Genomic DNA, 20720 nt, shown 5'->3' with positions numbered 1-20720 from the left:
ATCGAAATAGTCACTTTAAGTTAACCTCCCATTCATTTCCTGCACTAACTCACATAATTCTTTTTGGCTCAAAGTGCGTGTCTCATCTATAGCTTGAACTGCGACACGTCCGAGCTTGGTTTCGGTGTAGACCACGCAATGGGGATCTCCTACTACGCTTCCCCAACGTGTAAAGGTTGTAGGATTCTCGTTCTCAACCCTTTTTCCTGGGACTTCTTTTCGACTTCGTCTATCGGTTCCGAAATTGATCAACAAGGGTTGTGTTTCGTATACCCTTTTCAAAAGGCAGTCATTAAAATGCAAAAATTCATCTTTGTCGGATGATTTCTTTATGAATCCCCTACTCTCCCAATACCCTGGTGGAGCATCTTCGCAGAGGTCGGCGTTCTCAAAACGTGGGTCTGAGTAGTCATAGGAGCCATCGGTGTTTTTCGTTGCTTTCACCGGATATTTAGCCAATATTTCCGGGCGCTCCCATAATGGAACCTCATCATTATTCTTCTTTGATCCATATTTCCCTACAGGTGATTGTGAAGAAATGGGAGGATGCGTCATTGCAGAACTACTCACCGTCGTCTCGGAAAGGCCCGAATTTATTTCACTGCTCTTGTTAGTGGTTGTGTGGCACCCCGCTAACATCCATACGGCCGCAGCGATACAAATAAGCTCAGCGAGCCTTTTCTTGCATTGGTTGTAAGGCGGTAGCGACGCTGCAGGCACACGATATCTTTTAGAACTTCGATTGAGTGATGAACACGCCATCGTGGATAGAGCCCCCAAACTTTATTCCCCCATTGCGCTCCACTTGCCTGTCCCCCAGGGTACGGTGCGAATCTGGCCTAATAGTAGCGCACTAAGGTGCCCTTGCCTAGCATCAATCGGTGGATGAACGGTCATCGATTGGCCCCGATGCGCAGGGGAAAGTAAATTCCATTGCCGCGGGTCCGGAACCGCGTGGGACCTTCAAGGGGTGTGTCACGAATTGTGACCAGCAGATTTGTGTACAGACTTCGACACAACTAGAGTATTGCCTCGTGCTCAGCTAATTGCTGACTGTTTACCCTGTCCGGGTGGCGGAATGGCAGACGCGCTAGCTTGAGGTGCTAGTGCCCTATTAACGGGCGTGGGGGTTCAAGTCCCCCTCCGGACACAGAATAAGCCCGGTTTCTCATCAATTCCTGATGAGAAACCGGGCTTTGCGATGCTCGGAACACTGCCCTAACTACTCGCGTTTATTCAGCTGACTGTCAGTCGTCTCTCCGGTATCAAAAGCCTTGAGGATGCGCTCCGCTGCAATTGTCGGCGTTACCTGCCCGGCGCGAAGCTGCCTTTCAATCAGCTTCTTCTCCTGCTTCACTGCCTCAGATGTGTTCAACCGAGTCAGTAAAGTTTCATGGACCATTTGCCATGTCCAGCCAATTTGCTGGTTTCTCCGTTGCTCATCAAATCGGCCCTCGGCCACCATTTGATCGTGGTGCTCTTCGACCACTTTCCAGAATTCTTCGACACCATTGCCTTCAGCGGCAGACATCGTCATTGTCGGAGGTTTCCATGATGCATTTGCTGGTCGAACCATGCGCATCGCTGCACCTAGTTCTCGTGCAGCCCTCTTTGCACGGCGAACATTATCCCCATCTGCTTTGTTGATGGCGACGAGGTCGGCGAGCTCAAGAATGCCTTTCTTGATGCCCTGCAGCTGGTCCCCGGCGCCTGCTAGAGCTAGGAAGGTGAAGCAGTCGACCATCTCGCTAACAGCGACCTCCGACTGCCCCACACCAACAGTTTCGACGAGGATGACGTCATATCCGGCGGCCTCCATGACAATCATCGTCTCGCGGGTTGCTTTAGCGACACCGCCGAGTGTCCCGGCGCTTGGGGATGGTCGAATGTAGGCGTTCTCGCTTTGCGAGAGCTTCGTCATTCGGGTTTTATCTCCCAAGATTGATCCACGTGAACGGGTTGACGAAGGATCAATGGCGAGCACCGCGACTTTGTGGCCGTTTTCCACAAGGTACAAACCGAGGCGTTCGATGAATGTCGATTTACCGACGCCGGGCACGCCCGTAATACCTACTCGTAATGCCTTTCCGGAGAAAGGCAGCAGCTTCACCAATAGTTCTTGGGCCAAGACGTGATGCGCCGGCGCGGAAGACTCAAGCAAAGTGATGGCCCGAGCAAGCTGGGTTCGCTCATTATTCCGTACGGAGGTGAACAAAGCATCCACGTCAATGCGGTGGCGGGCTCGCTTAACCGCTTCCGGAGCAACTGCTGATTTTCCTGGAACTTCGGTCCCCGCAGTCGTCGTTAATGACCCGAGGGTTGACTCGAGAAACTCATCTCCCCGCGCTTGGCTATCGGAAGACATTGATATCTCCGCCTTTCTACGAAGAGCTCGTAACAAAAAGTAGTTTTATAAGTAAATTATTTAATTAATTATGTATTTGTTTGAAAACTCGACAGACCGCACGACGTTCGACAGACTGTGAGTTGCTCGACGAATCGCGTGACGTTTGACGTTTCTGTCTCCATAATGCCCACCATGAGGACAAAGCGCTCCCTTCCCCACCCCAATTGGCCGGGAAAAGAGCGCTCATCATGCAGCTAAGGAATCTCGGAACATCCCGGAAGAATCACAACCGGGAAGAATAGTGGTGCCGTAATTCCGTCGCTTTATGCCTTAGGCCTCCGTTTTGTCCTCAGCCTCAGAGTCGTCCGATTTTTCATCGTCATCGACATGAAGCTCGATTCCCATGTGCGCCGACAGTTTGGTCAGCATGTCGATCACAGAATCTGCGATAACAGTGCCCGGCGGGTAAATGGCGGCAGCACCGTCGTCGTACAGTTCTTGGAAATCTCCTGGAGGAATGACGCCACCCACGATGATCATGATGTCTTCGCGGCCCAGCTTCTTCAATTCCTCGCGAAGCTCGGGAACAATCGTCAAGTGGCTAGCTGCCAGCGACGACACGCCGACGACGTGAACGTCGGAATCGACAGCAGACCGAGCAGCTTCGGCAGGAGTTTGGAAGAGTGGTCCGACGTCAACGTCCATGCCTAGGTCAGCATAAGCGGACGCAACGACTTTCTGTCCGCGGTCGTGACCGTCCTGGCCGATCTTCGCAATGAAAATACGTGGCCGGCGACCTTCCTCCTCGGCGAATGCATCCGCCATAGCGGTTGCTTTAGCGACATTACCCACGGTACGGTCCTTACCTACCTCGTCTTTGTACACACCCGAGAGCGTGTGGATCTCTGCCTGGTGGCGACCGAATACCTTCTCGAGAGCATCAGACATCTCGCCGACGGTGGCCCCAACACGGGCAGCGTCGACAGCAAGCTTGAGAAGGTTGTGCTCGAGATTGCCGTGGGATCCATCCATGCCTGCAGCTCCGGTTAGAGCATTCAGAGCTTGGTCGACGGCACCTTGATCACGCTCAGCACGAAGCTTCTCTAGCTTGTCATGCTGTTCTTGGCGAACGCGGCTGTTTTCAACCTTCAGGACTTCGATGGCTTCATCCTCGACGCCCACGTACTTGTTGACACCGATGAGAGCCTGACGGCCTGAGTCAATACGGGCCTGAGTACGTGCTGCAGCCTCTTCGATGCGCAGCTTCGGAATGCCTTGCTCGGTGGCCTTCGCCATGCCGCCGGCTTCTTCCACTTCGCGAATGTGCTCGCGAGCTTCCTCGACCAACTGGTTGGTCAACCATTCGACGTAGTAGGAGCCAGCCCACGGATCGACCGGGCGAACCGTATTGGACTCTTGCTGCAAAATCAGCTGGGTGTTACGGGCAATACGAGCCGAGAAATCTGTTGGGAGCGCGAGAGCCTCATCCAGAGCATTCGTGTGCAGTGACTGCGTGTGTCCCTGCGTTGCCGCCATAGCCTCGATGCAGGTACGCCCAACGTTGTTATAAACATCCTGAGCGGTGAGCGACCATCCCGATGTCTGAGAGTGCGTACGCAGAGCGCGTGACTTCGGATTTTCGGGATTAAACTTGCTGACGATTTCGCTCCACAGAATACGGCCAGCACGGAGCTTCGCAATTTCCATGAAGGTATTCATCGAAATGCCCCAGAAGAACGAAAGGCGAGGTGCGAAAGCGTCGATGTTAAGGCCAGCATTCAGTCCAGCGCGAATGTACTCAAGGCCGTCCGCCAGGGTGTAGGCCAACTCGAGGTCAGCCGTCGCTCCAGCTTCCTGAATGTGGTAGCCGGAAATCGAAATGGAGTTCCACCGTGGCATCTTGTTAGAGGTGTATTCGAAGATCTCCGAAATAATCCTCATCGACGGCTGCGGAGGATAAATATAAGTATTACGGACCATGAACTCCTTCAGAATGTCATTCTGAATCGTTCCGGCCAGCTTCTCCGGAGGAACACCCTGCTCTTCGGCGACGATAATGTACAAAGCCAAAATCGGCAGGACAGCACCGTTCATGGTCATCGACACGGACACGCTGCCGAGGTCAATTCCCTCGAACAGCTGCTTCATATCCAGGATTGAGTCGATGGCCACACCAGCCATACCGACGTCGCCCTGAACACGCGGGTTGTCTGAGTCATAACCACGGTGAGTGGGCAGGTCGAAGGCCACCGACAAACCCTTCTGGCCGGCGGCCAGGTTACGGCGGTAGAACGCGTTCGACTCTGCTGCTGTGGAGAAACCCGCGTACTGGCGGATTGTCCACGGGCGGTTCGTATACATCGTGGGATACGGACCACGCATAAACGGCTTAATGCCGGGATACGAATCGAGAGGATGCCCCGCCTTGAGGACGTGTTCCCTATCCTCGCCGTTGTAGACGCGTTTGACGTCGAAACCCTCGGGGACTGTCCATGTCCCCTTATCTTCTTCAGCTGATGTCGTCGCTGCCTTCTCTGTAGCTCGCGAAACATCGGCAAAATTCGGAATACTTGTGCTCATTGTTGTCACAGTCCTAACAGCGATTATGCGCCGAGCTCATCGAGCAGGCCCGACAACGTCGAGACTGCATCAATCTTCATGTTCAGGTAGTCATCAGGCTTCGAAGAATCATCGAGATTCTCAACGGCCTTCGGAGCGCCCGCCAGGAGAACTTTCTTCACTCCTGCAGCTCGTAGGGCATCGATTGCGGAACCAGCGTTCTCTGCATATTCCGCATCCGTACCGCAGACGACCACGATGGGGGCGTCCTTGAACTGAGTTGCGAAGCTCTCGTCGTCCGGGGTGACTTGACCTGGGTTATCCGCCTGGATACCGCCAGAGGCCAGGAGGTTGGTGGTGAAACCAGTGCGGATATTGTGCTTGGCCAGCGGACCAAGAGGTGCCAATTTAATGACAGGCCGCTTCTCTTCCTTCTCGAAGAACGCATCCGACCTGTTCCTCAGTGCCTCAAAATCAGCTCCCCAACGGCGAACACCTGTTGGCTCGATGCGCAGATCAGCCGCCAGCGGCTTTTCCGCCAAGTTCGGGAACTCGTTGATCGCTGTGACTTTGGTGCGGCGGTGGGCAATATCGTCGCGCCGCTTTTCATACGACTCATCGAGGAGCTTTTGAATATCGCCGTTATCAGTTTCAGCGATGAATCCATCCTTAGATTCGACGTCCGTCAAGACGCCCCATGCCTTCTCCTCGAGCTGATCGGTGAAGAACTCAGCGTAGTACGAGCCACCAGCAGGATCAGCAACAAATCCCAAGTGAGACTCTTCCAAAAGCAGAAGGTTGATGTTTCGCGCAATGCGATGAGCGAAGCTGCGTCGAGCTCCCGGCAACCCATTCTTGATTGCATAGTCGAAGGGGTGAACCAGCACACTCGTGGCCCCGCCGACGCCCGCCGCAAATGAAGCGATCGTGCACCGAAGGATATTCGTGTACGGGTCACGCTGAGCGAACATCACCGGCGCTGTTTCCGCGTGGATCGCGGGCAGAGGATGATCCACAATGCCCAGCACTTCCCACACCCGCGCCAGAAGTGACCGCAGTGCACGGAACTTACAGATCGTCGAGAAGAAGTCGTCGGTTGCAGCGAGGCGGATCGAAATCTGATCGACTGCGTCTTCAACAGAGAGACCAGCGTCGGTAAGCTTCCGCAGGTACTCCAGTGTTGCAGCCAGAACCAGCCCAATCTCCTGGGAATCGGTAGCACCCTGGTTGCTGAGCGAGACACCATTCACAGTGATGGCATGCACTGCCCCAGGAAGTTCAGACGCTTCCTTTGCCCATGCAACGGCCGTGTCGAGATCAACACTCTGCGAGGAATCGAACCCTGCCGTCAGCGGTGAAGCGCCGAGGTCAGCGGTCGTCTTCTCATCGCCATTGGACTCGAGGAAATCGAGGAAAGCATCTCCCAATTCTTTCGAGGGAGTAGCAAGCGCGATCGGGGCAAGGTCAAGATAGACGTCGTTGAGCACTCCCGGGATGTCCGTGGGCTGGATTCCCTTGAGCTCAATGACTGTGGTCCCAACATTCAGTGCGTGAAGAATTCGCTTGTTGATGTCTTTTGCACTCTGTCCGCCGGCAGTTGCATTAACTTCGACGGCAGGTCCGAAAACCTCGCGAATTCCCCATCCGGCATTGTCGGCCTCAAGGAGCTTGGCTCCACGTGTGTATGGGAATTCACCGGGAGCAGATGGTTCTGGTCCTTGATCGGTCCGCATATAGAGCGGTTTGACATCTATTCCGTCGTAAGTCGGCTTGATGAGCTTCTTCCACACATCATCCGGAACGTCGGAAGGATCCTGCTTGCGGGTTCGGGCAAAAACTTTCGCAACTGCCCGATACCATTCGTGCTGCAGGGCGGCATCTTCCGTGCCAACCTGTGAGTCAGTCACAACTGACCCTCCGTCCTGGTCGTTCAAAGTAGATTAATCATTTCAGGTGAACCGGTGCAGTGGTCTAGCTCAGCGATGTTGTGGCAACACCATACATAACGGTTATCTTGCAGGTGTTTTCGTTAAACACAACGGAGCCTGCACGTCGTCCACTCCCTTCTCAGGGTAGTCCCCATTGGTTGATATTTTCCCGACTACACGTCGTTATCGCCCGCTTGATAGCGATTTATCTGTCAATTTCAGCGCGATGTGACGTACTTCTCCCCTATGTGTGGTGAATAGTGTGAGCCACAGTCTGGGGTCACCTTTCTCATCCACCGAGTCACCAGAAGGTAGGCTTGCCCACGTTATGCAACGACGTGACGTGGTGACTCAACCCGATCCTCAGGCCGAACCACCTAGCCGACGATCCTGGATTCATCGTGCCGTTACAGCAACGTCACGAGCATTGGCGCAGTTCCTCAACATCATCGGCGTCATCATTCGTGACGTGTGTCATGGGTGGTTGCGCTGGACGCGTCTCAATCAAGTACTGAGTGTTGTCATCCTTGTTGTACTGGTGGCAGCGCTATTCGTCGTTCCACTTCCCTCGGTGACCACCTTCAGGGATTGGTCCGTGGGAGCTGGATGGTGGTTTCCCTTTGCCTTTTCGACTGTTTATATTCTCGCTACCCAATTTCCGATACCCCGGACGGTTTTTACCCTCAGCTGCGGCGTGCTCTTCGGTCCACTCATTGGCATAGGTGTCGCGCTGATATCGACGGGGTGCTCAGCGTTATTATCCCTACTCATTGTCCGCCGCCTCGGACGAGACTGGGTGCAGTCCCGTCTCACCCACCCCGCTGTCGACGGGGTTAATGCCCATTTACGACGCCGGGGCTGGCTGGCGGTTGGCTCCCTCCGTATGATTGCCGCCGTCCCATTTTCCGTCCTGAACTACGTGTGCGCTCTGTCGTCGATCAAAGCGCTTCCCTTTACTTTGGCGACGATAGTCGGATCCGCTCCTGGCACGATCGCCACCGTTCTCGTTGGCGACGCCGCGGCGGGACAAGGTAGCCCCTTAACGATTTTGATCAGCGTCGTACTTTTTGGGGTCGGCCTGACCGGCTTGATTACGGACATCGCGCGGCCGCCACGTGTGAATACTGACGACACGACGACTGGAACGCATATGAATAGGACAAGCTAGTATCCTTGACTCCATGGCAATGGCTCACACGCGAGGAACGTCGGCTCGATCACTTTTTGCAGTGCACGCTCGGTTCCGTGGACGGACAATGAGACGGGCGGAATACGTGAAGAATAGTGCTCAGGCTATGGAGCACCTGCCGGGCGTTCTCAAGTCCACCGTGGAAGGCGTGGAAGAGATTTCGCTCCTTACTCGCGACGCAGAATCTGAAGCCCAAGTAGTGATGGCTTTCCTGTCTGCCGGTGAGTGGGCCATCGGGATTGGGATCGGAGGGCACGATCCGTCCGTTGTCGCCCGTAGCTGTACAGGTAAACGTGCCGGTACGGTGGGCGCGTCAATAGCCACGATCTCCCAGAACTCTTCCATCGCAAGTTCAGAGCTCGCTTCAGATATTTCCGCGGCGTTTTCTTTGATCGGCCATGTGCTAACCCGGAGGACTGAGGAAGGCCGAGAAGCAACAGCGCTTATGCGGCAGGGATATACACAAAACGACGCTGCGGCAGAGCTCGGTATCTCTAAGCAAGCAATGTCACAGCGTCTCGTTGCCGCGGGCTGGCAGGCAGAACAAGCAGGATGGGACCTTGCCGTCCACCTCTTAACCCGGGCAGAGGAACTTTAACTACTTCTCCGACGTGTCCTCCGGCGAATCGACGTTCGGTTGATCCTCAGAATCGGCAACGTCGATGCTCTCTGAACCCGCAGTGGAAGGATCTTCTCCCAGCTTCTTCGCCGTGTTTCGCTTAGCGGCCAAAGCGCTGTCTAATGGATCATCCACCGTTTTGTTCGCGACCGCATTTGCCTCAGCGACGGCTTTGGCGATTTCAGGGGCAGACTGAGTGGTAAACCAATCGTCATCCTCATCCGTCGCTGCCTCAGCCTTGGTCTCCTCGTCGACACTAGGAGCTTCATAGCGGAATACCCCATCGGAATCCTTGTCCGAGAACTGCTTGGTGAAGGACTCCAGGGCATCACCGAATTGCGACGGAATCAACCACATCTTGTTGGCAGATCCTTCAGCCATCTCAGGAAGCTTTTGGAGGTATTGGAAAGCGAGAACATCCGGCGTGACCTGCGAGGTTTTGATCGCAGCATTCACCTTACGAATGGAGCGCGCTTCACCCTGTGCGCGTAGGTAACGGGCTGCTCGCTGTCCTTCGGCGCGAAGGATCTCAGCCTGGCGCTCGGCTTCCGCTTGCAAGATGGCAGCATGCTTTTCGCCTTCGGCGGCAAGGATACGAGCTTGTTTTTCACCTTCGGCAGTCTTGATATCAGCCTCGCGCTGACCCTCCGCAGTCAAAATCATGGCGCGCTTTTCGCGGTCTGCTTTCATCTGCTTTTCCATCGACTGCTGAATCGACGGTGGCGGATCAATCGCTTTAAGCTCGACTCGACTAATACGCAGCCCCCACTTTGTCGTGGCGTTATCCAGTTCACCACGGAGCCGTCTATTAATGACCTCGCGCGACGTTAAAGTCTCTTCCAGCGTCATCCCACCCACGACATCACGAAGCGTCGCCGTCGTGGTCTGCTCAACACCGGTGAGGTAGTTATCCACGCCGTAGATGGAGTGCATGGGGTCGTTTATTTGGAACGTCACCACGGTGTCAATTGCCACGGTCAAGTTATCCTGCGTAATCACCGCCTGCGGCGGGAAGCTGACCACACGTTCGCGAGTATCCACACGGGATCGAACACGGTCGACAAATGGAATGAGGAACGTTATCCCCCCCTTCGACAGTTTTGGTATACCGCCCGAGCCGTTCAATAACTGCCGCTGTCCCCTGTGGGACCAACTTGATAGACATCATGATGATCAGGACGATGACCACAATGATGGCTGCGATCACGATAGTGCCAGCGCTCATGAACTAATCCCTCCTTTCTAAGACAAAAGCTGTGTTGCCTTCAATGCGGCTCACCACGACGGTGTCACCAGGTTTGAAAACGTCGTCATGAAAGGCACTTCGAGCGGACCAGAAATCCCCATTGAGCCGAACGATCCCCGATGACGACGAAATCTGCTCGACGGTCTCCCCTGTTGTTCCCACCAAGGCTCGCGTTGAGAAATCCGCTGTTTCGGTCTTTTCAGTCAGTTTGCGCTTTAAAAACGGACGAAGAACGAACATGAGCGTTAATGACACAACAGCGAAAACAACGACTGAGACCCAGAGTGGGGCCTGGAAAAAGGACACACCTGCTGCGGCGAGAGCACCGCCGGCCAACATCAGTAGTGCGAAATCGCCACCGAAAAGCTCCAGCACAGCCAGAAGTACCGCACCGATAAACCACACCAAGGCATTCACGGTGTCCAGCGTACAGAAAGGCTATGACAGAAAACAGGGTTGTAGTTTCTGCCTACTTGGGTCCGACGGTGACAAAATCGACCAGTCGTTCAACTGCGCCAATGAGCGATGAATCGACGTCTCGGAACGAATTCACGCTGTTATAGACGCGGTTCCACCCCTCTTTGGGATCCGACCATCCGAGCCGTCGGCACACACCCGTCTTCCAATCCTCACCATAAGGAACGTCGGGCCACGCCTTGATACCGATGGAGGATGGTTTGACGGCCGCCCAGATGTCGATAAACGGGTGACCAGTCACCATGACATGCGGACCGAGCTCCCGGGTCAATAGCGATTCCTTTGAACCCTCAACTAAGTGGTCGGCGAGGATACCGATACGACGCTGGGCGGTGGGATGAAATTCTTGTACCCGTTGTGGTGCATTATCGAGCCCCTCCAGATACTCCACGACGACGCCTTCTACGCGAAGATCATGGCCCCATATACGCTCCACAATTGCTGCGTCATGGACGCCTTCGACCCAGATTCGTGATGGCGCAGCCACTTTGGCACGCAAATTTTCTACACGCCGTGATCCGGATGCGCTCCGTTGTTGTCGAGGACTTTTTGGTGGAACATAGTGGACTAATGTGACGGGTTTTCCCTCGTAGAGGAACGCGCCTTTGCGCATTTTGAACAGACGCGTTCGTCGGTATCGGTCCTCCAACCGAACGAAATCTCCGTCGTATGTCCGCTCAAATTCGACGATCGCTCCCACATAACCACTGGCGATATCTTCAACCACTAAGCCAGGTTTAGCTGGGAGTACGGGGAACTCGCGCGGCTTGGAGTGCGGATGCCCGGCATAGATGTCACCTGAATAGCGGTCGTGGAAACTCATACCGAGGAAGTGTACTGAGGTGACGCGAACCTGATGAGATGAGGACACGGTATTCCGTGCGAGGTGCTATGGTGGCACGCCATGAATGTGTCAACTATCTCGGGCCTATGCAATGAGTGGGCGCGCATCCACCGTCTAGCAGCATGGACAGCGTTTTGGCTCATTGGTGAGGCGTCGACGGACGACACTATTGATGCGTGGCATGATCTTTATTCACTTCCGCGCAACGAGATGGTCCACTTCTTGGGTGAACTCCGACAGGCCGCGTCGGATTATTCGGATCACACTGCCGACGACCCGCTCGTCCGTATAGTTTTGGCAGCGCCCGGTGATCCTCCGCACGTGCCCGGTCATTCGGATGACCAGAAGGCTATTTCCCGCGCGGGAGCGGGATTGGTGATTTCGTCTGGGGATCCAGATTCGCGCGTATTGGTTATTCCCTCTCGTTCCGACGGGATCCCACGTTTAACGGCGTCGTCGATTGGGGAAGACGTGCCGGCTCCTCCGGCACCAGCGATTGGTGAAGCTGATTTAGCTCTTTCTGAGGCTACGAGGAACGCTGCGTCGATGATTACATCGATGCGAGCAGCTATTGCTGATGTCCCGGATGTGCGGCTTCGGGTGGGAACTCTGACGGATTTTTATGACTCCGCTGGTTTTCCTGCAGGTTTTAATCCGAGAGCAGAGAAACTCTCTGCGCGGGCTGATCATTTGTCAGCAATTATTGATACCGCGCGCGCTACCGACAATGGAGCAACGTGGGACGAACACGTCCTCCCCTTGCTCAGGGTTATTCGGCAGGCGCGGATAGCCTCGCTGGATTACGCTGTCCGCGAGATGCTTCGTGCGGTACCTAGGTAATCGATACCAAGATGATCGATCCCTAGGTAATCTCTGTGGCTATTTGTGGTGCTTATGCTTTGCTGGGGGAACACAGCAGTTATCAAAGCACGGGACTCCGTTGAGGCTGCACCCATGCTGGGGCTCGACGCCGAGGCGGAGAGGCTCTCTGCCTTCGATGTATTCATCGATCAAATCGATGATCATCCGGGTGAATCGCTGCGTTGGCCCCACCGTTGCTGCCCGCTCGATGGCCATATCAAAATCTTTTGCCTCATGAGCAAGTTCAGTGTCAAGGTCCCATGCCACTTCTACGTGGTCCGATACGAACCCAATAGGAGATACAACCGCAGCCGGAATCCCCTGGTCATGGAGTGCTGAAATATGATCCACAATATCGGGTTCCAACCACGGGATGTGTGGGGGGCCGGAACGCGATTGCCACACGAGGTCGAAATCATCGTCCGACAGTCCAAGTTTGGCGGCAGTTAAATGTGCTGCCTCATAAATCTGTCGTGAATACAGGTAGTCCCCATCACCTGGGTTTCCGGACGTCTTATCCGCGGAGACCGGAATAGAGTGAGCTGTGAACACTATTCGACAGTTCTCTCTCTTGTCACTGGGTATTTTGGCGAGTGCCTCTTGGACCGCTTCTGCCTCAGCCTCGATGAACTCTGGGTGGTCATAAAACTGACGCAGTTTCGTTAAATCCGGGGGCGTAATCCCCTGCTCCTGGCAATGACGCCGTGCTTTTTCAATGTCCTCGTCGTATTGACGGCATCCCGAGTACCCAGCCCATGCAGAGGTGGCAAATACAAGCGCATGGCGAATTCCGTCGTGAGACATCTTCTCGATGGTCTCATTCCAGAATGGATGCCAATTGCGGTTAGCGAAATACACAGGGAGATTGCGCCCCTGCTTTTCAAGTTCTTCTTCGACGTGTCTAATGATTTCGCGGTTTAGACCGTTCAGAGGGCTGATGCCGTTGAAGTGGTGATAGTGCTCTCCCACTTCGTCGAGACGCTCGGGAGGGATGCCACGACCCCTGGTTACATTTTCGAGAAAAGGACGAATATCGTCCAGCCCCTCCGGGCCACCGAATGAGGCAACAACGATAGCTTCAACGGGATACTCACTGGTCTGTGAGTTGCCACAATTGTTGGCGTTGATCTGGTTGTGTGCCGGTCGATCGTCCTTCCGGCCAGGCCGTTCTGTCAACGCCGGGGCATCGTTTATGGCCATCTCAACAGTCTCAATTCTCAGTAGACAATGGTGTTAACGGCAAAAGCCACACGCTGCGCTCGTGCCGTGCCAGTACACGACCGTACCGGCAAGGTGATCCCCGCGTCGATAAGGACGCGAGTGAGCAGTGCGTGTGGAGTGCAGACCTAGCCTAGTTTATGAGATGAGCCGGACAACGTTCGGAGTCATGCCACCATAGCGAACTGGGCTGATCTTGACGACTGAGCCGGACTCAGGTGCCTCAATCATCTGGTCGTTGCCCAGGTAGATCGCGACGTGCTGGCTAGCGTTAGGACCGTAGAAGATCAGGTCACCGCGCTTCATCTGGGAAGCGGGATACTGAGTTCCCGATTGGTATTGCGCTCCTGTGTAGTGCGGCAACTTGAAGCCAGCGATGTAGAAGGCGTACAGAACCAGGCCGGAGCAGTCGAAACCAGCGTGAGCGTAATCGCCGTATTGGTCAGCGACTCCACCATCCCTAATGCCGACGGTCGGACCGTAGTAGTTTCCGCCACCCCAGGAGTAACGCACTCCTAGCTGTGATTGCGCACGAGCGATGACGGCGTTAATCCGGGTTTCTGCAGAACCACTAGTTGCGGTTTGTGCATTGTCGCCCGTGTTGGTCGTTCCTGTCGTGGAGCTATTTGCTGAGTTTCCTCCGCCAATTGAGGTAGCGAGTGATGCTTGGTCAGTACCGTCGGTCACTCGGTTCAAGGCGTCAGAGTTGTTCTTGAGACCGTTGACTAGTTGCGAAGTAGTCGACGTGGATTCGTCGTCTGAGTCGGATCCATCACTATTGGTATCAGTGCTGGTTGAGCCAGTGTTACCCGACGATGTTGAGCTGCCGCTCTGATCATTACTCGAGTTGTCAGACCCTGTCGTACTGGAACCAGAGGTTGTGGACCCACTGTTGTCGCTACCGGTGCCACTGCCAGTGGTGCCCGTTGCAGTAGACGCAGATCCCGAGCCGGTGTTAGTGCTACCGGTGTTGCCGCTGTTATCCGACTGATTCTGAATCTGGTTCCACGCTTGGCGCGCTTCCTGACGTCCGCCATTAACAGCGGCAGCAACCGGGTCGTTTCCTTCCTGGCCTGCCTTCAGGCCGGCTGCTAAGGCCGCCAGACCGCTCGACGTGAGTCCGATGAGCGCCTTGTCAGCGTCGTTAGACGAGGAATCAAATGCAGCACCCAGAATCTGCCGCAGCTTTTCGGTCAACTCTTCTACACGCTTGACCGCCTCAGAAGCGATCGTCGCAAGGTTGGCTGCATTTTGACGTGCCTGCTCAACGGTTGGATCGCCGTTGTCTTCCTTCTCCTTGGCATCCTTGGCGGCAGCTAAAGCGTTATCAGCTTTCTGTTTCGCGTCGGCGGCAGCTTCGGACCGCTCTTTCTCGGTTTGGTCTGCAGCAGCGTAGTCGATGCTCTGGTCAGCTTTAGCGCCCTGGTCGTCCGCATTATCTGCATCACTGGAGCTGTCTGCCTGGTCATTCTGCGCAGAATCCTGCTGATCCTGGGCAGAGTCCTCCGACGAAGCCGTGGCTGGCTCATCCGAGGATGACTGGTCTGACCCACTAGCAGTTGCATCCGACGAGGGCTCGGTGGATTCCTGTGTGGGCTCGCCGGTCCCCGCATCAGCGTCATTAGCCGTGTCGTACGCTAATTGCTCCGTTGTAGGCGCAGAGCTTGTGCTCGATTGGTCGTCAGACGAAGCACCGTCCGACGAGTTGTCCTGGTTGTCAGCAGCGTTATCAGCTGATGGCGCAGAATCCGAAGCCGGTTTGTTGTCCTGCGTTGCCGAAGCAGAGGTGGAAGGACCTGCCACACTTGTGTCACTGGCGTTGTTCTGAGCCGGTGCCGCAGGTGAATTGCTAGAGGAACCAGTCTTGTCGCCCTTTACTTCGTCGAGGCGTGACTGGATCTCATTCTTGCGAGCTTCAGCTTCCTGGATAGATTTCTGCAGGTCTGCTGCTTTTCGTGACGCTGTCTGAATCGCTTCAAGAGCCTTATCCTTGGATTCCTTCGCGTCCTTACGCTTAGCGGACGCGTCGGCAAGCAGCTTGCGGAGAGAGGACTCCTCATTAGCAGCTTGAGTACGCACCTTGTCTAACTGCGAGACAACTTTGCGCTGCTTCGCTGCCTCTGTGCGCAAGTATGAAGCGCGGTCAAGAGTATTAGCGACGGCATCTTCCCCAGCTGCCATCGTTACCGCATTGGAATCCTGTCCCTGCGTGTACTGCGAACGCGACAGGGAATTTAACTTGTCCTGGGCTTCCTCGACATCCTTTTGGGACTTATCGAGCCTCGCCCGTGCTTGGACAACCTTCTCCTGTGCATCGTTTGCATCGCTGGTGGCCTCATCCAGCTCATACACAGTTTTATTTGCTTCTTGACGGATGCCGCCTTGTTCATTTTGCAGCTCAGTCAGCTTTTTCTGTGCCTGAGTTAAATCGTTGGCAAGCGACGCGACAGAATTGGGGTCGTCGTTCGGCGCTGCCATGGCATGTGGAGCAGAGGTTACCCCAAGCCCGGCACACAGCAAGACGGCCGCAAGCCGAGTGCGTGCATGTCGCGGATGGGACGTCCGGAAGGCCCTGCGGTCTACCACGCCATTTCTCCTTTGATCGGAAGCATTCATCGTCTGAGCTATGCCTGAAGCCGTCAGTCAATAGAGGTAGAAACCCGATAACCAGCCTTGTTACGGAACCTAGTGACCCACGGAAGTGTTAACAGGAAAGTCAAGTTTTAAAGCTTGACGATTTTCTGCCCGCTGTAGCCACGTCGGCGTGCCGATCCTCTCACCTTCTGTCAATCGGGCATACTTCCCCGCATGCCCGGTTGGTCAATGGTTGAAGAGTCTTCTCTAGCCTCAAGGGTTGACTCGTATCGACTTTGGTTGCACAGCTTTATTTTTTTGAACAGTGCCACCGTAGAGCACGTGAACATCGGAAGAAACTCTAATCACATAAAAAACAAGTTTCACATCCTGACACGAGTCTCGATTAAAGGCTTGACCAGGGATGATAACGGAATAATTACGAAGTGTGATTTACGCCACGTTTTGAATATTCTCGGCGTGTCAACTTGAACCTCAAGTTGAGGTTGAAGGTCACGGAACACCGTGGCGCTTCCCCTTAGCTTGTGGATGAGCTAATAAATGCGCCAGAAAAGGGCGCTCTCGGGCCTCTTTAAGTCCTCTACCCTAACCCGGAAGTCGCCGACTGTTACGCGATAGCAAGTGCTCTATTTGTGGCGCACATCTTTAATTCTTCCATGCGTTTGTCGACGCTGCGTCCCGCGTTGTAAGTGAAAAGAATCGATGCTTCACAAGGGGCCTCCCGATCTACCGGGATTAACTCTCGGCCCCGGAAGTAACTTTTGGGGGTGAATAACGCCCCAGATTCGCTTACAGTACGTCTGTACTGTTAGAGTTTGGGCTGCAATATGCTGGGCAAACCCCCTTGTCGTGGGATTCTGAGAGCAAAGTTCAAGGTATTGCGCGCAGGCGGCCTTGAATGCTGCCACAATGGATCATGAGGAATCACGACGTTGTGCAGCTTTGTCAGTAGTTTTCTGACAGCTGTAACCCCTGAAAGTCGAAAGAGAAGAGGACTGGAGCTCGCTGTGTCAGAAAGTAAGAACTCCTTTGATGCCAAATCGACGTTGAAGGTTGGAGATAAGTCGTACGACTATTTCCGTCTTTCCGCCGTTCCTGGCATGGAAAAATTACCGTACTCCCTCAAGGTTTTGGGAGAGAACCTCCTCCGTAACGAGGATGGCAAGAACACTACTGTTGACCACATCAAAGCTGTTGCAAACTGGGAACCGAGCGCAGAGCCCGATACTGAGATTCAGTTCACCCCAGCCCGCGTCCTTATGCAGGACTTCACGGGTGTCGCCTGCATCGTTGACCTCGCTACCATTCGCGACGCGGTGGTCACTCTGGGTGGTAAGGCAGAATCGGTTAACCCACTCAACCCTGCAGAGATGGTCATTGACCACTCAGTGATTATCGAAGCATTCGGCTCTGAAGATGCCATCGAGAAGAACGTCGAAATTGAGTACCAGCGCAATGACGAGCGCTACAAGTTCCTCCGTTGGGGCACTGGCGCCTTTGACAACTTCCGGGTTGTCCCCCCGGGAACAGGCATTGTTCACCAGGTAAACATCGAGTACCTCGCCCGCGTCGTGTTCGACCGTGACGGTCTTGCCTACCCGGATACATGTATCGGTACTGACTCCCACACGACGATGGAAAACGGCCTCGGAATTTTGGGCTGGGGCGTCGGCGGTATTGAGGCTGAGGCTGCCATGCTTGGCCAGCCGGTGTCGATGCTGGTGCCACGTGTCGTTGGATTTAAGCTTACGGGCGAGATTCCCGCCGGTGTGACCGCAACGGACGTGGTCCTCACGATTACTGACATGCTCCGCCAGCATGGCGTCGTCGGTAAGTTCGTTGAGTTCTACGGTCAAGGCGTTTCTTCGGTGCCGCTCGCGAACCGTGCGACCATCGGTAATATGTCGCCAGAATTCGGATCGACGGCGGCCATCTTCCCGATCGATGAAGAGACAATCAGGTATCTACGCTTGACTGGCCGCTCTGAAGAGAAGTGCGCTCTCGTCGAGGCTTACGCTAAAGAACAAGGCATGTGGCTTGACGAGAATACTCCGGAGGCAGAGTACTCCGAATACCTCGAATTGGATCTGTCGACGGTCGTAGCATCCATCGCTGGACCTAAGCGCCCACAGGATCGCATTGAGCTCACCGATTCGAAGGCCCAGTTCCGCAAGGACCTTCACAACTACAGTGATGGCGAAGTCAAGGACGTCGTCGAAGCAGACGCTCCTGCTAAGGAAGATGTCGCCGACTACAACGAGTCCCGGCCTGGCCATGGCGAATCTGCCGCCGAGGGCGCTGAGGGTCGCCCCTCGTCCCCGATCGTCGTCAAGTCCCCTGAAGGTGGCGAATACACTCTCGACCACGGCATGGTGGCGATTGCGTCGATTACCTCGTGTACTAACACCTCCAACCCTTCAGTGATGGTTGGTGCAGGTTTGCTCGCGCGTAAGGCTGCTGAAAAGGGACTGCACGCGAAGCCATGGGTCAAGACCATTTGTGCCCCTGGTTCGCAGGTTGTTAATGGCTACTTCGAGCGCGCTGACCTCTGGAAAGACCTCGAAGCCCTCGGTTTCTATCTCTCTGGCTTCGGTTGTGCAACCTGTATCGGTAACTCCGGTCCGCTGCCCGCCGAAATTTCCCAGGCCATTAACCAGGCTGACCTTGCCGCAACGGCTGTGCTGTCCGGTAACAGGAACTTCGAAGGCCGTATCTCGCCAGACGTCAAGATGAACTACCTTGCATCGCCCATCTTGGTTATTGCTTACGCAATTGCCGGGACGATGGATTTCGATTTTGACGAGCAGCCTCTTGGCCAAGATCAGGACGGTAACGACGTCTATCTCAAAGACATTTGGCCCTCGACGGATGAGATCGAATCTACGATTGAGTCCAGCATTTCTCGCGAAATGTACGAGACTGACTACCAAGATGTCTTCGCAGGCGACGAGCGCTGGAAGAACTTGGATACGCCGGATGGAGAAACATTCGCGTGGGATGATGAGTCCTCCTACATTCGCCGTGCTCCCTACTTCGATGGCATGTCTGTCGAACCGGATCCGGTTGAGGACGTGAAGGGTGCTCGAGTCTTGGCGCTGTTGGGTGATTCAGTGACCACTGACCACATTTCCCCGGCATCGGCAATTAAGCCCGGTACCCCGGCGGCCCAGTACCTGGACTCCATGGGGGTGGCCCGTAAGGACTACAACTCATTGGGATCCCGCCGTGGTAACCACGAAGTCATGGTTCGCGGTACGTTTGCCAACATTCGTCTGCAGAACCAGCTCCTTGATGGGGTTTCCGGTGGATACACCCGAGACTTCACCCAAGAAGGCGGACCGCAGTCCTTCATTTACGACGCTGCCCTGAACTATGAGAAGGAGAAGACTCCTCTCGTCGTCTTGGGCGGTAAAGAATACGGCACCGGTTCGTCCCGTGACTGGGCAGCTAAGGGCACCCTGCTGCTGGGTGTTAAGGCCGTCATTGCCGAATCCTTCGAGCGTATTCACCGCTCCAACCTGATCGGTATGGGTGTCATCCCGTTGCAGTTCCCAGAGGGCGAATCCTGGAAGTCGCTGGGGCTCGATGGTACGGAGACCTACGACATCGAAGGCATCGAGAAGTTCAACGATGACACCATCCCGAAGACGGTCAAGGTGACCGCCACGAAGGAAAACGGTGAAACCGTCAACTTCGATGCAGTTGTTCGTATCGACACACCCGGTGAGGCGGACTACTACCGGAACGGAGGCATCCTCCAGTACGTCCTACGTCGGATGATGAAGGAAGACAGCTAAGGCAGACTGCCTTCGCAACAGGTATCGGTCATGCCTAAAGTCAGTGACGTTGACCTCGAAAGAAGAAGGTCACAGATTCTCGACGCCGCGCGTACATGTTTCGCCGAATACGGCTACGAAGGCGCAACAGTACGACGGCTCGAGGAGGCGACCGGACGAACCCGCGGAGCTATCTTCCACCACTTTGGCGATAAGCAAGGTCTGTTTTTTGAACTAGCGCGCGAAGACGCGATTCACATGGCAGACATTGCGGCCTCTCACGGACTGATCGACGTCATGCGAAACATCGTCGACAATCCTGATGGATACCAATGGGCATTAACCCAGCTCGAAGTGGGAAGACTCGTCCGTACTGACCCATCATTTCGTTGTCGTTGGAATAGCGAACACAAGCGTATCGACGATGCGGTGCGGCGACGGGTTTCCCAGCAGATAGACGACGGTGTCATGCGCACCGACGTCAGCCCGGAGGTCATTTGTTCGTTGCTGATCGTCGTTTTTGATGGGGTGCTCTCTGCCGTTGGTGCAGGTGATACTGCTCCGGAGTTACCCCTCGCTCTTGATGTCTTGGAAGACAGCTTGCGCAAATAGGTCGTGATAGCCATACACAGAGGTGCTGCGTTACGTAGCACCTCTATTTCATACCTTCATGCCTTTGACGGTGCTGCGTGAGACTTCCAGGTGCGAGCAAGAACTCCACGCACGAGGCACGTATGAGAGCGGAAGCACAGTTGTTTTCCTGCTATGCCTTCCCGCTATTCTGTATAACATGATCGCGATCATGACCGTCACCGGGTTAGATCACACCGGAATTATTGCTGCTGTGGCCACACAATTGGCAAAAGTAGACGCGAACATTACTAACGTGTCTCAAACAATTATGGGTGATTATTTCACCATGATTCTGCAAGTAGATTTTGATGAGAATTCTCAAAGTCTCGATGCTCTACAGGATGCTATGAAACCCGTAGAGGTAGAGCAGAAACTCAAGATACGTCTTCAGTCGGAAGCTATTTTCCGTGCCATGCACGAGTTATAGG

14 protein-coding genes, 1 tRNA gene and 1 pseudogene are annotated in these 20720 nt (G+C 54.7%); 7 read left to right on the top strand and 9 right to left on the bottom strand.

Annotation, left to right across the window (positions count from 1 at the left end; translation table 11 throughout):
• Window positions 1-15: 15 nt before the first annotated feature.
• Window positions 16-555 carry a hypothetical protein gene (locus tag JMN36_RS02545; RefSeq protein ID WP_221923791.1) on the bottom strand — a complete coding sequence of 180 codons (540 nt, stop codon included), beginning with the start codon at window positions 553-555 and terminating at the stop codon, window positions 16-18.
• Between the two features lie 509 nt (window positions 556-1064).
• Here JMN36_RS02545 and JMN36_RS02540 point away from each other — a divergent pair.
• Window positions 1065-1150, top strand: a tRNA-Leu gene (locus tag JMN36_RS02540).
• 72 nt (window positions 1151-1222) lie between these two features.
• On the opposite strand, the gene meaB is transcribed toward JMN36_RS02540, so the two are convergent.
• From meaB to JMN36_RS02525, 3 genes are all read right to left on the bottom strand, one after another.
• A complete protein-coding gene (gene meaB, locus JMN36_RS02535) occupies window positions 1223-2365 on the bottom strand; it encodes a methylmalonyl Co-A mutase-associated GTPase MeaB (protein WP_204088461.1) in 1143 nt (380 codons plus the stop codon).
• A 312-nt stretch (window positions 2366-2677) separates the two neighbouring features.
• Window positions 2678-4927, bottom strand: a complete 2250-nt coding sequence (scpA, locus tag JMN36_RS02530; protein ID WP_221923790.1) for a methylmalonyl-CoA mutase — start codon at window positions 4925-4927, stop codon at window positions 2678-2680.
• Window positions 4928-4950: 23 nt separating this feature from the next.
• Window positions 4951-6813, bottom strand: a complete 1863-nt coding sequence (locus JMN36_RS02525; RefSeq protein ID WP_204088463.1) for a methylmalonyl-CoA mutase family protein — start codon at window positions 6811-6813, stop codon at window positions 4951-4953.
• Window positions 6814-7162: 349 nt separating this feature from the next.
• Here JMN36_RS02525 and JMN36_RS02520 point away from each other — a divergent pair, with 349 nt between their 5' ends.
• Window positions 7163-8002: a TVP38/TMEM64 family protein gene (locus tag JMN36_RS02520; protein WP_236881914.1), complete on the top strand. Its 840-nt coding sequence runs from the start codon at window positions 7163-7165 to the stop codon at window positions 8000-8002.
• Window positions 8003-8015: 13 nt separating this feature from the next.
• A complete protein-coding gene (locus tag JMN36_RS02515; protein ID WP_204088464.1) occupies window positions 8016-8621 on the top strand; it encodes a MarR family transcriptional regulator in 606 nt (201 codons plus the stop codon).
• Here JMN36_RS02515 and JMN36_RS02510 read toward each other — a convergent pair.
• The 3 genes and pseudogenes from JMN36_RS02510 to JMN36_RS02500 all read right to left on the bottom strand — a co-directional run bounded on the left by JMN36_RS02510 (window position 8622) and on the right by JMN36_RS02500 (window position 11188).
• Window positions 8622-9810 (bottom strand): annotated as a pseudogene (locus JMN36_RS02510) (SPFH domain-containing protein). It lies immediately after the preceding gene.
• 60 nt (window positions 9811-9870) lie between these two features.
• Window positions 9871-10305 (bottom strand): NfeD family protein, encoded by a 435-nt coding sequence (locus JMN36_RS02505; protein ID WP_204088466.1) that lies wholly within the window; start codon window positions 10303-10305, stop codon window positions 9871-9873.
• A 52-nt stretch (window positions 10306-10357) separates the two neighbouring features.
• A complete protein-coding gene (locus tag JMN36_RS02500) occupies window positions 10358-11188 on the bottom strand; it encodes a DUF3097 domain-containing protein (RefSeq protein ID WP_204088467.1) in 831 nt (276 codons plus the stop codon).
• Between the two features lie 81 nt (window positions 11189-11269).
• On the opposite strand from JMN36_RS02500, the gene JMN36_RS02495 reads away from it, so the two are divergent.
• Window positions 11270-12049: a hypothetical protein gene (locus tag JMN36_RS02495; protein WP_204088468.1), complete on the top strand. Its 780-nt coding sequence runs from the start codon at window positions 11270-11272 to the stop codon at window positions 12047-12049.
• 39 nt (window positions 12050-12088) lie between these two features.
• Here JMN36_RS02495 and JMN36_RS02490 read toward each other — a convergent pair whose 3' ends face one another.
• Window positions 12089-13270, bottom strand: coding sequence for a ferrochelatase (locus JMN36_RS02490; RefSeq protein ID WP_236881913.1), 1182 nt, complete (start codon window positions 13268-13270; stop codon window positions 12089-12091).
• A gap of 156 nt (window positions 13271-13426) precedes the next feature.
• Complete coding sequence (locus tag JMN36_RS02485; RefSeq protein WP_237786128.1) at window positions 13427-15874, bottom strand: NlpC/P60 family protein; 2448 nt, start codon at window positions 15872-15874, stop codon at window positions 13427-13429.
• Between the two features lie 1016 nt (window positions 15875-16890).
• Here JMN36_RS02485 and acnA point away from each other — a divergent pair.
• The 3 genes from acnA to JMN36_RS02470 all read left to right on the top strand — a co-directional run bounded on the left by acnA (window position 16891) and on the right by JMN36_RS02470 (window position 20719).
• On the top strand, window positions 16891-19680 hold the full coding sequence (acnA, locus tag JMN36_RS02480; protein ID WP_012731579.1) for an aconitate hydratase AcnA: 2790 nt from the start codon (window positions 16891-16893) through the stop codon (window positions 19678-19680).
• Window positions 19681-19710: 30 nt separating this feature from the next.
• The gene (locus JMN36_RS02475; protein WP_046202311.1) at window positions 19711-20271 is read left to right on the top strand and encodes a TetR/AcrR family transcriptional regulator; all 561 of its coding nucleotides are present in this window, start codon (window positions 19711-19713) and stop codon (window positions 20269-20271) included.
• 178 nt (window positions 20272-20449) lie between these two features.
• Entirely contained in the window at window positions 20450-20719 is a 270-nt protein-coding gene (locus JMN36_RS02470; RefSeq protein WP_041629296.1) for an ACT domain-containing protein, read from the top strand.
• Window position 20720: the final 1 nt, after the last annotated feature.

It is taken from the genome of Corynebacterium pseudokroppenstedtii, from assembly GCF_019754945.1.
Lineage (GTDB): Bacteria > Actinomycetota > Actinomycetes > Mycobacteriales > Mycobacteriaceae > Corynebacterium > Corynebacterium pseudokroppenstedtii.
This window is presented reverse-complemented; position numbering and strand designations above follow the sequence as displayed.

Excerpts from the sequence above, each read along its gene's own strand:
- JMN36_RS02495 (WP_204088468.1), top strand. The coding sequence starts at position 11,270 with ATGAATGTGTCAACTATCTCGGGCCTATGCAATGAGTGGGCGCGCATC.
- meaB (WP_204088461.1), bottom strand. The coding sequence starts at position 2,365 with ATGTCTTCCGATAGCCAAGCGCGGGGAGATGAGTTTCTCGAGTCAACC.
- JMN36_RS02545 (WP_221923791.1), bottom strand. The coding sequence starts at position 555 with ATGACGCATCCTCCCATTTCTTCACAATCACCTGTAGGGAAATATGGA.
- scpA (WP_221923790.1), bottom strand. The coding sequence starts at position 4,927 with ATGAGCACAAGTATTCCGAATTTTGCCGATGTTTCGCGAGCTACAGAG.
- JMN36_RS02470 (WP_041629296.1), top strand. The coding sequence starts at position 20,450 with ATGATCGCGATCATGACCGTCACCGGGTTAGATCACACCGGAATTATT.
- JMN36_RS02475 (WP_046202311.1), top strand. The coding sequence starts at position 19,711 with ATGCCTAAAGTCAGTGACGTTGACCTCGAAAGAAGAAGGTCACAGATT.
- JMN36_RS02520 (WP_236881914.1), top strand. The coding sequence starts at position 7,163 with ATGCAACGACGTGACGTGGTGACTCAACCCGATCCTCAGGCCGAACCA.
- JMN36_RS02500 (WP_204088467.1), bottom strand. The coding sequence starts at position 11,188 with ATGAGTTTCCACGACCGCTATTCAGGTGACATCTATGCCGGGCATCCG.
- JMN36_RS02515 (WP_204088464.1), top strand. The coding sequence starts at position 8,016 with ATGGCAATGGCTCACACGCGAGGAACGTCGGCTCGATCACTTTTTGCA.
- JMN36_RS02490 (WP_236881913.1), bottom strand. The coding sequence starts at position 13,270 with ATGGCCATAAACGATGCCCCGGCGTTGACAGAACGGCCTGGCCGGAAG.